Below are 12,289 nucleotides of genomic sequence, written 5' to 3' on the forward strand. Positions count from 1 at the left end.
TCGCTTACGATTTTCCTACAGTATACCGTGAGGAATGTGAGACGGGAAACTTTTCCTGACGAAATCCGTATGAACTATGTTTAAATAAGACTAGATACTACTAAACAGGAGGATCGTTCATTATGCCGCAAGTACTCATTGGAATATTAGGAATCCTGGGTATCGTTCTACTTGCCCACCATATCATCATGTATTGGCATGCTGAACCGACAGACCGCCCGACGCTTGCATATCGCATTGCGCTCCTGATTGCCTGTTTGCTACTCATTAGTGGAAGTGATCATTTAATCAGTATTTTCTACGCGGATTCCTTAGCTGAATTCGGTCAACGCATCACGTATATCGTCTTCATCGGAGGTGCACTTGGCTTCGCATGGTACTTTCGTAAGAAGATGGAACAAGCGCCAACAGAAATGACACCTGTCGGAAACGAAGCAGGATTAACATGAGAAAAAGCGCCGTTCATCCTGAGGGAGGAAGAACGGCGCTTTTTGGCGTCTTATTTTAACCCACTTGCCAGTCGGGTATCCCGAATCATGTCGAGTTTGAGCTTCCAGAGACGATCGCTGAATGTGACAGCATAGATCTCTGGCAAGCGCAGTCGTTTGTACTCTTCCCACAGACGACCAATCTGTGTTTCGTGGAAGTGGCGACTCTCTTCGATCGTCGGCACTGTATAGATCAACTCTCCATCCTTGAAGATCGGTTCAAGTAAGCGCTCGACCTTGAACTGTTCGATGCGGTTCCGGAACGATGGGTCCCGGACGTCGATGAGATCGACAGCTTCAAGTGTTGACGGATCTTCGTCCATCAACGTCACGTAATCGCCTTTGAACTTATCCGTCACCGGATCGATGATGCGATAGACTTCCTTGATATGGGGCGTCGTCGTCTTGGCTTTTGACGAGGATACTTTAATGACGGGTGCGAGCTCGCCATCTACTTCACGCGCGACCAGTTTATAAACCATCCCAAGAGCCGGTTGTTCGTAAGCTGTAATACCACGTGTTCCGACGAGGAACGTATTGGCTTGGGCACCTTGGATGCGTAAGTCCTGGATGACGTACTCATCGAGGTCCCCTGACAAGACGATGTCGACTTCCGGGAAGCCAGCTTCGTCAAGCATGTTACGGGCACGTTTTGACAAGTAAGATAAGTCGCCAGAATCGATCCGGATGCCGCGCAGTTTATGCCCTTTGGCTTGGAGTTCCTTCGCAACCGTGATCGCATTCGGAAGACCACTCTTGAGCGTATCGTACGTATCGACGAGTAATGTCGCCTGATCCGGATAATGAGAAGCGAATGTCCGGAATGCCGTCAATTCGTCATCGTGGAATTGAATGTCGGCATGTTCCATCGTTCCACCACACGGAATGCCGAAGTCGCGTCCTGCTGAAGCAAGACTTGTGACGTCAAAACCAGCCAGGTATGAAGCACGCGTACCGAAGTAAGCGGCATCGATGCCTTGCGCGCGACGGGCACCAGCTTCGAGGAACTTCGCACGGGGAGCCGATTGACGAATACGTGCGTATTTCGTCGCGATGAGCGATTCGTGGTTCGCGATGTTCAAAATCGCGGTCTGTAAGAGTTTTGCTTCAAAGATGCGTGCCTCGATCCGAATCAGTGGTTCGTTCGGGAAGACGATCTCGCCTTCTTTGACACTTGAAATCGAGCCATTGAACTTGAACTGACGCAGTTCATCCTTGAACTCATCCGGGAAGCCAATCATCTCTTGCAAGTACGTGATATCTTCTTCCGTGAAACGGAGTGTTTGAATATACTCGATGATATTTTCGAGACCCGCAAAGACGACATAGCCTCCTGCGAACGGATTCGAACGGTAGTAAACATCAAAGACGGCACGTTCATTATGACGTCCTTCTTTCCAATAGATATACATCCACCGTGGTAAGTACAGATCGGTATGGAGTGCAAGATTACGTTGTAACATGACGGACAGATCCCTTCTTATTCGCCGACGACTTCTGCGCCGATCGATTGTTTAAAGTGTGTAAGCGCCCACTCGTGACCAGTCGCGTTAAAGCTTGCGACCGCATCGGCATGAACGACGATACGATATCCGAGATTGTAGGCATCGACAGCTGTATGAAGGACACAAATGTCCGTACAGACACCGACGAGGTGGACTTCGTGGATACCGCGTTCACGCAAGCGTAAATCGAGGTCCGTCCCGGCGAACGCACTATAACGCGTCTTGTCGATGACGTGATCAGCGACCCGTGCCATGGCTGCGACTTTCCCGAACAGATCACGTCCATGTGTTCCGCGGATATTATGTGGCGGGAAGAGGACGGTTTCCGGGTGGAATGTATCGCCTTCTTCGTGAATATCGTTAGCGATGACGACGTAGTCTTCCGTTGAAAACTCCTCCATCAACGTAGCAATTCGATCTTCAATCGCTTGTCCTGGTTTTCCACAAGTCAGCTTTCCTTCGTCAGCAACGAAATCGATCGTGTAATCAATGACAATCAGAGCGCGCATATGCGTAAGCCCCTTTCCGATTTTGAATTAGTGTTCTCTTTCACATTGTACTCTATCTCACACAGAAGGCAAAAGGAAGAAATCGGATACAAACAGGTATAGAGAAGTAAAAGAATGGGGTATAAGGTATAGGACGAAAATGATAGTAGAGGAGGAGAAAGGGATGGCTAGGTTGAATGAGTATGAAGTGGAAGAGCGTCTTGAGCGGTTGCAAGATTGGAGTGTCGTGGATGATGAAATCGTCCGGACCTATACACTTGCATCGTTTCCTGCGGCACTGGATTTCGTACAGGAAGTCGGAAGTATCGCTGAAAACTTGAATCATCATCCACGAATCGTGATCGACTATAAAAACGTCACACTTGCAGCGACGACTCATGATGAAAACGGATTGACGGAAAAAGACTTTCAACTTGCGGAGGCCTGTGATGCCATCTAAACTTTCGATTACATTCGGTAGCGGTTCGTTCGTTGAACAAATTCGTTCCCGTGATGCTCATATTCGTGTCGCTAGCGGAAGCGGCGATGCCATCCTCTGGATGGAGACGGACTCGAAATCACCTTTTCAAAGTGGCAATACCTATACGTTGCTCGAATCACGTGGCAATTTTTCGGACGAAGGCAGTCTCTTCTACTGGTCGATTCCGGCAGATCAAAATAGCGGAGATCTATTCGTACATCAAGTGATGTCGAATCCGAAAGTCATCGGAGCAGAATATGGTGGCTTCCAGGCATTTCGGATTGGACGTGTCGAGAAGGGGACGGATCTTGCCTTATTGATTCAGTTCCAAGAGACAGGGGACGGAGCTCGTTATGCAAAATCAGTTGAACGTCTTACGGTAGACCAGTATGCTGAAGAGGCAGGGAAGTCGTTCGCGCCTTCTCCCGTCATGAAACGGTATCAAATCGTACCACCAACAAATGAGTGAGATGCAGGGGGACTAACAGATGAAAAAGAACTATTTTGTCGTAGCAACACTCGGTGGCGCACTCGTCGGCGCTACTTTATCACTACTGCATAAAGATACGCGCCAAGCGCAGTTTGCAGCAGTGAAACGGACATTCAGCGGCGCAGGAACACAATTGTCTGCTGTCAAACAAGATCCAAAAGGGCGCTTTGAAGAACTAAAAGCACTCTATACGGACAATCAGGAGACGATCCATAATCTGATTGACGACGTGAAGGACTTAGCAGAAGTACTTCGCAAATAAGCAAAAAAAGGACTCGCGCGTGTAGCGGAGTCCTTTTTTTTATGCCATTTTACAAGTAGCGGAAGAGTAATCCGAGTACGGCAAACGCGATGATGATATAGAAGAAGATCCGACCGAGTTGACCAGAACCGCTTACGAAGACAGGTCCACCGCTCGATCGACGACCGGTTTGGAACGGACGTGTGAATGGAACGGCACGATTACCAAAGACGAATCCGAAGAGGAATCCGAGGACGAAACCGTACAAATGACCAAAGACAGCAACGTTCGATCCGAGCAACGTAAAGACTGCCGTGACTGCAGTGAAGATATACACAAGACGCGTATCATCTGCTAGGATGACCGTCCGCTTGAATCGACTCAAGTAGACATAAAAACCAAGCAAACCAAGAATGGCACCCGATGCTCCAGCTTGACCATAAAACGGTTCATTGATTTTCGTGAAGTACGTCAAGATGTTCGCGAGCGTACCAACGAGCAAGTAAAAGGCAGCAAATCGACCATGACCAATCATCCGCTCAAGCGGTGGAGCGAAGATGACGAGAGCAAACGTATTGAACGCAATGTGCCAAAAATCGTAATGCAAGAACGTTGCTGTGACGACACGCCACCATTCACCTTGTTCGATTAAGAGATTGATGGATGCCCCTGCATTTAGAGGAGAGAATGTCAGATTAAGGAGTGGGCCCAACTGTTCGATGACAAACAGGGCAACTTGGATTAAAATGAACAACGAAACGACCGGATAAGAACGTGTGAACGTTTGTAGGTTTTCCGTTCGACTAAACATGACAACACCTCGCTTCATCTTCATTCTATATGAAGATGGCGAAGAATAGAACTGTGGAGGCGTCTCAGATGATTTATGGAATTGGAATCGATTTGGTCGAACTGGATCGAATCGAGCAAACGCTTGAGCGGCAGCCACGTTTTGCTGGAAGAATCTTAACACAGGCAGAGCAGGAACGATTTCAATCGCTTTCGGGACACCGTCGCATCGAGTACCTCGCTGGACGTTTCGCTGCAAAGGAAGCGTTCGTCAAAGCATTCGGAACCGGCGTCGGAAAAGAAGTTTCCTGGCAAGACGTTGAAGTTTTAAACGATGAGACAGGGCGACCGATCATGAGTGGACCATTCGATGGCGTCATCCACGTCTCGATCACACATTCAGAGCATTATGCATCTGCGCAAGTCTTATTAGAGAAGAGGGAATGGGATGTACCGACCAACTTGGATTGAAATCGATCGGGAAGCGATCGCACATAATATACGCGAAATCAAAACACGGATGGGCGAACAACAGGTGATGGCGGTCGTCAAGGCGGACGGCTATGGTCACGGGGCAGTGACGGTCGCTGAAATCGCTCTTGAGAACGGAGCCGACTTACTCGCTGTCGCGCTCCTCGAAGAAGCGATCGAGTTGCGAGAAGCGGGTATCCAAGCACCGATCTTGATGCTTGAGGCTTTACTACCGGAACATGCGACGGTCGCTTCGAATTATGATGTCGCCGTTCCTGTCTTTTCAGCCGATTGGCTTCAGGAAGCGAAACGTCATTTGACAGAAATCGATCATCTTCGTCTGCATATCAAGGTCGATACCGGAATGGGACGACTCGGACTGCAACATGTCGATGAGTTGAAGCGAATTCTTGCTGAATGTGATGATGATCTCGTCGAACTCGAAGGCATCTATACGCATTTCGCGACTGCTGACGAGTTGAACAGTCAGTTGTTCGAGCGCCAGCTCAAGACGTTTTTATCGTATGTCGCACTAGTACCGGATATCCGTTACATCCACTGTGCCAATTCGGCGGCAGCGATTCGTCTAGCAGGTCAAGCGCCGTTTAACGTCGTTCGAGTCGGTATCGCTCTATATGGGGCGATGCCGTCGGATGAGATGGCAGGACATTACGAGTTCTTAAAACCGGCGTTTTCACTGAAAAGTCGTCTGATGCAGGTCAAACAAGTCGAGCCCGGTCAAACGATCAGTTACGGGGCGACCTATACGGCACCGACGGATGAATGGATCGGTACCGTTCCGATTGGTTACGCGGATGGCTGGTCACGCAAGTTCCAAGGCTATTCGTTGATCGTAGACGGTCTGCCGTGCGAAATCGTCGGTCGTGTCTGCATGGATCGGCTCATGATTCGTTTACCGCGGGAATATCCGATTGGGACGGAAGTCATTCTGATTGGAGAAGGGGCACCGATCGAGGAAGCAGCCCATTGGCTTGGGACAATCAACTATGAAGTTCTCTGCCAATTCTCGAAGCGCGTGCCGCGTCAATGATTCGTACAAGACATCAATAAGATGGCAAAAATATGTTATTTGTTTGAATTTTGATTGTATTTTCTGAATTCGACTGATATATTGAAGTAGAAAGTGAGTCGTTCGTTAAGGTTTCAGTGAATCTGGAGGTGCCATTATCTTGGTCCAACAACGGGAAATGCAGTTTGTTGAGCGAAATGTAGCGAAGGAGACGATTGGGATGAAGTCGAACCATACGACCGAAGAACGCAAGCGTCAGCTACGTGAGGAATTGAAACGTGGTTACGAAGAAATGGCAGCAATCAATTTATCGATCGTTGGCGAAATGTTCCAGATTGAAACGGAGGCGGAGTTCTCACTCCTACGTCAAGTAAGCGGGGTGTAAGCTTTGATAGTCAAACGTGGCGACGTGTTTTATGCAAATTTGTCACCTGTGGTCGGATCGGAACAAGGGGGAGTTCGTCCCGTGCTTGTTCTACAAAATGATATTGGTAACCGATTCAGCCCGACAGTCATCGTGGCTGCGATCACGGCACAGATCGACAAAGCCAAACTACCGACCCATGTGGAAGTATATCGAGAGCGACACGGATTAGAACGTGATTCGGTCATCTTACTTGAGCAAATCCGTACAATTGATAAACGCCGTCTAACGGATAAAGTCACACATCTAGATCCAGACACGATGATGAAAGTAAATAGTGCCGTCGCAATCAGCTTAGGCTTGGTTGATTTTTAGGCACTTACATAGAAGCGCAACACAAGAAGAGTCGATACTAGCGTATGCGACTTTTTTTGACCTCTTTTTTTATGAAATGGGTTTTAAAGTTTTCTTTACGGGGAAACATACCCAAGTGACCTTTTTATAAAGGGATGAGGTAGGATGAATAGCAAGACCACATAGACAGATTTTCCTTGAGGAGGAACTTGAAGATGGATTTAACAATTAAAACAGAGCAGCTTGACGGTCAGACGCATCTTTATATCGCAGGTGAGATTGATACGTATACAGCACCAAAGCTTCGCCAAGAACTAGTCCCGGCAGTTGAAACAAACGATGTCGTCGTCCATTTGGATGAAGTACACTACATGGATTCGACAGGTCTCGGCGTGTTCGTCGGAGCACTCAAAGCAGCGAAAAAGAACGGTACATCGTTCACGCTCGTCGGCGTTTCTGAACGCATCCGTCGTCTATTCGAAATTACAGGTCTTTCAAGCATCATTACAATCGATAGTGGTGTAAGAGGTGGAACGCAATGAAGAACGAACAACTAAACATGACATTACCGGCAAAACCGGAATATGTAGCCATTGCCCGTCTGACGGTTTCAGGTGTCGCCAACCGGATGGGATACACGTATGATGACATCGAAGATATCAAGATCGCTGTCTCAGAAGCATGTGCGAACGCTGTTCAACATGCGTACGAAGGAAAAGAAGATGGTAGCATCGCCTTGACATGTAACGTCTATCCGGATGATCGTCTCGAGATTGTCGTCAAGGATAACGGCATTACGTTCGATAAAGATGAGGTCAAACGCCAAAGTGAACCGATTACGGATGCACACGATCTCGATTCCTTGCATGAAGGAGGACTCGGTATCTTGATGATCGAAGCATTGATGGATCAAGTAACGATCGAGAAAGCGAACGGCGTCACTGTCCATATGACAAAATATATGAATAGAGATGAGGTGGGTCAAAGTGCCAGCAAAGTCTCAACAACGCCATCACAGTGATGATGAAGTACTTCGACTGATTGATTTGTATCAGCAGGACGACCAAGATGAGGAAGTGCATGCGGCATTACTCGAGCGTTATTCAGACTTGGTAGAAGCTTTGGCCCGAAAGTTCTCGCGTGGTCGACCGATTCATGACGATCTTGTTCAGGTCGGCATGATTGGGTTGCTTGCAGCGCTTCGTCGCTTCGATAAGGAATTCGGTCGCAGTTTTGAGTCGTTTGCTGTTCCGACGATCATCGGTGAAATCAAACGTTTCATCCGCGATAAGACATGGAGCGTTCACGTTCCACGTCGCATCAAGGAACTCGGACCGAAAATCAAGAAGGCAGTCGAGGAGTTGACGACGGAGTTGCAACGCTCTCCGCGCATCGATGAGATTGCTGCGCGTCTTGAAGTATCGGAAGAGGAGGTCCTCGAAACACTTGAGATGGGTAAAAGCTATCAAGCGTTATCCGTTGATAGTTCGATTGAGGCAGATCAGGAAGGTAGTACTGTTACGTTACTCGACCTCGTCGGGAATCAAGAAAACGGCTATGACTCCGTCGATCAGCGTCTGATTCTTGAAAAGGCATTTGCTGTCTTAACGGACCGCGAACGTTCGATTCTCGAATGTGCCTACTACCGTAATATGAGTCAAAAAGAAACGGGCGAACTACTCGGCATTTCGCAAATGCACGTTTCCCGTCTCCAACGACGCGCTTTACAGAAGTTACGTGAAGCGATCAAAGTCGAACCAAATGAAGTATTCTCAAAAGACTGACCTCGTGTCAGTCTTTTTTCTTTTCCATGCGTTCTTCGGTATAATGAATGAGAGGTGAAGCAGATGGAAAAGAGAATCGCAAGTGAATTGAATGTACGTCCTGCGCAAGTGAAGGCAGTCTTACAATTGACGGAAGAAGGCGGTACGATTCCGTTCATCGCCCGCTACCGGAAAGAACAGACAGGTGAACTCGATGAGGTCGCGATCAAAGCGATTCTCGATCGACATAAACAATTAACACAACTTGAAAGTAGACGGAGTGACGTCCTTGAAAAAATCGAGGAGCAAGGTGCATTGACGCCGGAACTCCGTCGAACGCTCGAGGAAGCGACGACGTTACAACAAGTCGAAGATATCTATTTACCGTTTCGACCAAAACGTCGGACAAAGGCGGAAATTGCACGGGAAGCAGGGCTTGCACCACTTGCCGACTGGTTCCGCGACAAGTCTGCTTATGATGAAGCGACATTCCATCGCTTGAGCAATGGGCTGGATCCGGAAGAAGCGCTTACTGGGGCACAATCGATCATTGCCGAGGAGTGGGGCGAACAAGCGACGGTGCGTGAGTTCATTCGTAAGCAAATGCGCCGTTCAGCAGAAATCGTCACGAAACAGAAAAAGGATGCAGTCGATGAAAAAGGTGTCTTTGCACAGTATTATGCCTACAGTGAACGGATTCAACAGATCGTTCCGCACCGGATTCTTGCGATTAACCGTGCGGAAGCATTGAAAATCGTCTCTGTGAAAGTCGTGTTAGAGGAACAACAGGTTTTACCGACATTGCTTCGTTCCTACGCACAACTGGCGCCAAAGAAACGTGATATCGTCGAAGCGGCGATCACGACGGGCTATAAAAAATCGGTCTTTCCTGCCATCGAACGAGAAATTCGAAATGAACTGACGGAAAAGGCAGAGTTCCAAGCGATTGACGTCTTTGGTAAGAATCTCCGTCAACTCTACATGCAACCACCGATGAAAGGGAAAGTCATGTTGGGACTGGATCCGGCCTACCGGACAGGATGTAAGTGGGCAGTCATCGATCCGACAGGTGAAATGAAGGAAGTCGGCGTCATTTACGTGACGATGTCAGAGCAAAAAGCAAAAGAAGCACGTCAAACCCTTTCGCAGCTCGTTGATACATATGGAATCGAGTTGATTGCGATCGGGAACGGAACTGCTTCACGGGAAACAGAAGCATTTGTTGCGGACTGGATGAAGGGGCAAACAGATATCGCCTTTACAATCGTCGACGAGGCAGGGGCGAGTATTTATTCCGCTTCAGAGATTGCCCGGACGGAGTTTCCAGAGCTTCAGGTCGAACAACGATCCGCGATTTCGATTGCGCGTCGTTTGCAGGATCCACTCGCTGAACTTGTCAAAGTCGACCCGCAGTCTGTTGGAGTTGGTCAATATCAACATGATGTCTCGCAAACGAAACTGAAGGAGACGCTTGATTTTGTCGTCGAGACGGTCGTCAACCAAGTCGGAGTTGATGTTAATACAGCGTCAGAACCGCTTTTGAGTTACGTCGCAGGGATCACGAAGGCGACAGCGAAAAAAATCGTTGAACGCCGCTCGGAACTTGGGACGTTTAAGACACGCCAGGAATTATTGAAAGTTCCTCGTCTTGGTGCAAAAGCCTACGAACAGGCAGCAGGATTCCTGCGAATTCTAGAAGGTACGCATCCGCTCGACCGGACGCCGATTCATCCGGAACAGTACAAAACAGTCGAGAAGTTATTTAAGACACTAGGCTTAACGCTGGATCAAGTTGGAACGGATGCGGTGCGGGAACAATTGTCTACATTGTCATTACCGGAGATGGCACAGACGCTCGAGATCGGAGAGCCGACATTACGTGACATCATCGAAGCGTTACAACGTCCGGGTCGTGACCCTCGGGAAGCGCTCGATAAACCGTTGCTCCGCCAAGATGTTCTATCGATGGATATGATCCAAGTCGGGATGGAGTTCCAAGGGACAGTCCGGAATGTTCTTGATTTTGGTGCGTTCGTTGATATCGGAGTGAAAGAGAATGGTTTAATTCATATCTCGAAGCTCAGTCGTAAACGTGTCAAGCATCCACTTGATGTCGTCGCTGTCGGGGATATCGTGACAGTATGGGTGACGAATGTTGAACCAGAGCGGGGACGGATTGGTTTGACACTGGTTCCGCCGAAATGACGAATGAACAATTACAACGATACGTCGAGCAACTGTCGCTCGACGTATTTTCCTTACCGTTTCGACATAAAGCTTATTTTAATCCACGGCTGAAGACGACAGGTGGTCGCTATTTCTTAGGCGATCATCATTTAGACTTCAATAAACGATATATCGATGACATGAAAGTCTTCCGCGGAATCGTGATTCATGAACTGTGTCACTACCATTTACATCTAGCAGGAATGGGACACCGTCATCAAGATCAAGACTTCAAGGAATGGTTAGAGCGCTACGATGGGCTTCGATACAGTCCGAGAAGACAAGAAGACGAAAAAAAATCCTATCTTTATGAATGTGAGAAATGCAGCACATTATATAGAAGGAAAAGACGCATGAATACGGAAAGATATCGATGTGGTCGATGTCGTGGAAAGATTTTTTACAAAAGTAGTTGACGTTCATTTCGGAGCATGATAAATTATAGAAGTCGTCAAAACGACAGCAACTAAACAACTTATCGTCACTAAAAACTTTTTTAAAAAAGCATTGACGGAAAGAAAAAAAGTTGCTACTATATAAAAGTGTTCCGAACAGAGCGTAACGTTCCGCAATAGCTCAGCGGTAGAGCAACCGGCTGTTAACCGGTAGGTCGTAGGTTCAAATCCTACTTGCGGAGCCATTCTTTTGGAGATGTACCCAAGTGGCTATAAGGGGCGCCCCTGCTAAGGGTGTAGGCCGGGAAACTGGTGCGAGGGTTCGAATCCCTCCATCTCCGCCAGACCTCTTATGTGAAAATGTTTCTTGAGAATAATTATTAATTACGATATGGCCCGTTGGTCAAGCGGTTAAGACACCGCCCTTTCACGGCGGTAACACGGGTTCGAATCCCGTACGGGTCACCATATGGAGGATTAGCTCAGCTGGGAGAGCACCTGCCTTACAAGCAGGGGGTCGGCGGTTCGATCCCGTCATCCTCCACCATTTCTTTTTAAAGAGTTGTTTACAACTTCAAATTGCGGTCCTGTGGTGTAGCGGTTAACATGCCTGCCTGTCACGCAGGAGATCGCGGGTTCGAATCCCGTCAGGACCGCCATTTTTGGGCTGTAGCCAAGTGGTAAGGCACTGGATTTTGATTCCAGCACGCGAAGGTTCGATCCCTTCCAGCCCAGTTTTTATGTGTCATTAGCTCAGTTGGTAGAGCATCTGACTTTTAATCAGAGGGTCGCAGGTTCGAATCCTGCATGACACACCATTTTTAATTTCATATTTGCGGTCGTGGCGGAATCGGTAGACGCGCTAGGTTGAGGGCCTAGTGGTGGCAACATCGTGGAGGTTCAAGTCCTCTCGACCGCACCATATCGCACCCTTAGCTCAGCTGGATAGAGTACTTGACTACGAATCAAGGGGTCGGGAGTTCGAATCTCTCAGGGTGCACCATATTTTGTTTGCTTTGACGGGCCTATAGCTCAGCTGGTTAGAGCGCACGCCTGATAAGCGTGAGGTCGGTGGTTCGAGTCCACTTAGGCCCACCATTTTCAAAACAAACAATGACGAACTTTGAAAACTGAACGATGAGGCAAAAATCGTATTCTACGGAATACAAAAACGAATGAAGCGCAAGCTTCGTCAATCGTGACT

Annotated in this window: 16 protein-coding genes and 10 tRNA genes; 23 read left to right on the top strand and 3 right to left on the bottom strand. The window is 48.1% G+C overall.

Features of this window, described 5'->3' with window-relative positions; genetic code table 11:
* Positions 1-122: 122 nt before the first annotated feature.
* Complete coding sequence (locus KNQ14_RS12420; protein ID WP_029342848.1) at positions 123-449, top strand: hypothetical protein; 327 nt, start codon at positions 123-125, stop codon at positions 447-449.
* Positions 450-499: 50 nt separating this feature from the next.
* Here KNQ14_RS12420 and KNQ14_RS12425 read toward each other — a convergent pair whose 3' ends face one another.
* A complete protein-coding gene (locus tag KNQ14_RS12425; protein ID WP_055969553.1) occupies positions 500-1,951 on the bottom strand; it encodes a nicotinate phosphoribosyltransferase in 1,452 nt (483 codons plus the stop codon).
* Positions 1,952-1,968: 17 nt separating this feature from the next.
* Entirely contained in the window at positions 1,969-2,502 is a 534-nt protein-coding gene (locus KNQ14_RS12430) for a cysteine hydrolase family protein (RefSeq protein ID WP_023469631.1), read from the bottom strand.
* Between the two features lie 163 nt (positions 2,503-2,665).
* On the opposite strand from KNQ14_RS12430, the gene KNQ14_RS12435 reads away from it, so the two are divergent.
* From KNQ14_RS12435 to KNQ14_RS12445, 3 genes are read left to right on the top strand one after another with little or no spacing between them, the layout of a single operon-like run.
* Positions 2,666-2,941, top strand: coding sequence for a 4a-hydroxytetrahydrobiopterin dehydratase (locus KNQ14_RS12435; protein ID WP_023469630.1), 276 nt, complete (start codon positions 2,666-2,668; stop codon positions 2,939-2,941).
* Positions 2,931-3,431, top strand: a complete 501-nt coding sequence (locus tag KNQ14_RS12440; protein WP_023469629.1) for a hypothetical protein — start codon at positions 2,931-2,933, stop codon at positions 3,429-3,431. The genes KNQ14_RS12435 and KNQ14_RS12440 overlap by 11 nt, the downstream gene beginning before the upstream one ends.
* Before the next feature lie 19 nt (positions 3,432-3,450).
* Positions 3,451-3,714 carry a hypothetical protein gene (locus tag KNQ14_RS12445; protein WP_023469628.1) on the top strand — a complete coding sequence of 88 codons (264 nt, stop codon included), beginning with the start codon at positions 3,451-3,453 and terminating at the stop codon, positions 3,712-3,714.
* A gap of 49 nt (positions 3,715-3,763) precedes the next feature.
* Here KNQ14_RS12445 and KNQ14_RS12450 read toward each other — a convergent pair whose 3' ends face one another.
* On the bottom strand, positions 3,764-4,522 hold the full coding sequence (locus tag KNQ14_RS12450) for a rhomboid family intramembrane serine protease (RefSeq protein WP_251138395.1): 759 nt from the start codon (positions 4,520-4,522) through the stop codon (positions 3,764-3,766).
* A gap of 50 nt (positions 4,523-4,572) precedes the next feature.
* Between KNQ14_RS12450 and acpS the strand changes: the two genes are divergently transcribed.
* From acpS to KNQ14_RS12545, 19 genes are all read left to right on the top strand, one after another.
* Positions 4,573-4,953, top strand: a complete 381-nt coding sequence (gene acpS, locus KNQ14_RS12455; RefSeq protein WP_214748632.1) for a holo-ACP synthase — start codon at positions 4,573-4,575, stop codon at positions 4,951-4,953.
* The gene (gene alr, locus KNQ14_RS12460; RefSeq protein WP_214748629.1) at positions 4,931-6,004 is read left to right on the top strand and encodes an alanine racemase; all 1,074 of its coding nucleotides are present in this window, start codon (positions 4,931-4,933) and stop codon (positions 6,002-6,004) included. Before acpS ends, alr begins: the two co-directional genes overlap by 23 nt.
* 139 nt (positions 6,005-6,143) lie before the next feature.
* Positions 6,144-6,368 (top strand): hypothetical protein, encoded by a 225-nt coding sequence (locus tag KNQ14_RS12465; protein WP_023469624.1) that lies wholly within the window; start codon positions 6,144-6,146, stop codon positions 6,366-6,368.
* 3 nt (positions 6,369-6,371) lie between these two features.
* The gene (locus tag KNQ14_RS12470) at positions 6,372-6,722 is read left to right on the top strand and encodes a type II toxin-antitoxin system PemK/MazF family toxin (RefSeq protein WP_023469623.1); all 351 of its coding nucleotides are present in this window, start codon (positions 6,372-6,374) and stop codon (positions 6,720-6,722) included.
* A 194-nt stretch (positions 6,723-6,916) separates the two neighbouring features.
* Complete coding sequence (locus tag KNQ14_RS12475; RefSeq protein ID WP_023469622.1) at positions 6,917-7,243, top strand: STAS domain-containing protein; 327 nt, start codon at positions 6,917-6,919, stop codon at positions 7,241-7,243.
* Entirely contained in the window at positions 7,240-7,722 is a 483-nt protein-coding gene (gene rsbW, locus KNQ14_RS12480; RefSeq protein WP_023469621.1) for an anti-sigma B factor RsbW, read from the top strand. Before KNQ14_RS12475 ends, rsbW begins: the two co-directional genes overlap by 4 nt.
* Positions 7,688-8,485 (top strand): RNA polymerase sigma factor SigB, encoded by a 798-nt coding sequence (sigB, locus tag KNQ14_RS12485; RefSeq protein WP_023469620.1) that lies wholly within the window; start codon positions 7,688-7,690, stop codon positions 8,483-8,485. Before rsbW ends, sigB begins: the two co-directional genes overlap by 35 nt.
* Positions 8,486-8,548: 63 nt before the next feature.
* Positions 8,549-10,669: a Tex family protein gene (locus tag KNQ14_RS12490; RefSeq protein ID WP_055969544.1), complete on the top strand. Its 2,121-nt coding sequence runs from the start codon at positions 8,549-8,551 to the stop codon at positions 10,667-10,669.
* A complete protein-coding gene (locus KNQ14_RS12495) occupies positions 10,666-11,106 on the top strand; it encodes a SprT family protein (RefSeq protein ID WP_023469618.1) in 441 nt (146 codons plus the stop codon). Before KNQ14_RS12490 ends, KNQ14_RS12495 begins: the two co-directional genes overlap by 4 nt.
* A 149-nt stretch (positions 11,107-11,255) precedes the next feature.
* Positions 11,256-11,330, top strand: a tRNA-Asn gene (locus KNQ14_RS12500).
* A gap of 7 nt (positions 11,331-11,337) precedes the next feature.
* Positions 11,338-11,429 (top strand) — tRNA-Ser (locus KNQ14_RS12505).
* A 49-nt stretch (positions 11,430-11,478) separates the two neighbouring features.
* Positions 11,479-11,553, top strand: a tRNA-Glu gene (locus tag KNQ14_RS12510).
* Between the two features lie 3 nt (positions 11,554-11,556).
* Positions 11,557-11,632: transfer RNA gene (locus tag KNQ14_RS12515), tRNA-Val, on the top strand.
* Positions 11,633-11,668: 36 nt separating this feature from the next.
* Positions 11,669-11,744 (top strand) — tRNA-Asp (locus KNQ14_RS12520).
* Positions 11,745-11,748: 4 nt separating this feature from the next.
* A tRNA-Gln gene (locus KNQ14_RS12525) sits at positions 11,749-11,820 on the top strand.
* A gap of 7 nt (positions 11,821-11,827) precedes the next feature.
* A tRNA-Lys gene (locus KNQ14_RS12530) sits at positions 11,828-11,903 on the top strand.
* Between the two features lie 17 nt (positions 11,904-11,920).
* Positions 11,921-12,007, top strand: a tRNA-Leu gene (locus KNQ14_RS12535).
* Positions 12,008-12,011: 4 nt separating this feature from the next.
* Positions 12,012-12,088, top strand: a tRNA-Arg gene (locus tag KNQ14_RS12540).
* Positions 12,089-12,106: 18 nt separating this feature from the next.
* A tRNA-Ile gene (locus KNQ14_RS12545) sits at positions 12,107-12,183 on the top strand.
* Positions 12,184-12,289: the final 106 nt, after the last annotated feature.

Source organism: Exiguobacterium sp. s161, assembly GCF_018619045.1.
Taxonomy (GTDB): domain Bacteria; phylum Bacillota; class Bacilli; order Exiguobacteriales; family Exiguobacteriaceae; genus Exiguobacterium_A; species Exiguobacterium_A indicum.

Bases quoted from the DNA above. Each gene is read 5' to 3' on its own strand.
- KNQ14_RS12445 (WP_023469628.1), top strand. From the start codon at position 3,451: ATGAAAAAGAACTATTTTGTCGTAGCAACACTCGGTGGCGCACTCGTC.
- rsbW (WP_023469621.1), top strand. From the start codon at position 7,240: ATGAAGAACGAACAACTAAACATGACATTACCGGCAAAACCGGAATAT.
- acpS (WP_214748632.1), top strand. From the start codon at position 4,573: ATGATTTATGGAATTGGAATCGATTTGGTCGAACTGGATCGAATCGAG.
- KNQ14_RS12420 (WP_029342848.1), top strand. From the start codon at position 123: ATGCCGCAAGTACTCATTGGAATATTAGGAATCCTGGGTATCGTTCTA.
- alr (WP_214748629.1), top strand. From the start codon at position 4,931: ATGTACCGACCAACTTGGATTGAAATCGATCGGGAAGCGATCGCACAT.
- KNQ14_RS12450 (WP_251138395.1), bottom strand. From the start codon at position 4,522: ATGAAGCGAGGTGTTGTCATGTTTAGTCGAACGGAAAACCTACAAACG.
- KNQ14_RS12440 (WP_023469629.1), top strand. From the start codon at position 2,931: ATGCCATCTAAACTTTCGATTACATTCGGTAGCGGTTCGTTCGTTGAA.
- KNQ14_RS12495 (WP_023469618.1), top strand. From the start codon at position 10,666: ATGACGAATGAACAATTACAACGATACGTCGAGCAACTGTCGCTCGAC.
- KNQ14_RS12490 (WP_055969544.1), top strand. From the start codon at position 8,549: ATGGAAAAGAGAATCGCAAGTGAATTGAATGTACGTCCTGCGCAAGTG.
- KNQ14_RS12430 (WP_023469631.1), bottom strand. From the start codon at position 2,502: ATGCGCGCTCTGATTGTCATTGATTACACGATCGATTTCGTTGCTGAC.
- KNQ14_RS12475 (WP_023469622.1), top strand. From the start codon at position 6,917: ATGGATTTAACAATTAAAACAGAGCAGCTTGACGGTCAGACGCATCTT.
- KNQ14_RS12435 (WP_023469630.1), top strand. From the start codon at position 2,666: ATGGCTAGGTTGAATGAGTATGAAGTGGAAGAGCGTCTTGAGCGGTTG.
- KNQ14_RS12425 (WP_055969553.1), bottom strand. From the start codon at position 1,951: ATGTTACAACGTAATCTTGCACTCCATACCGATCTGTACTTACCACGG.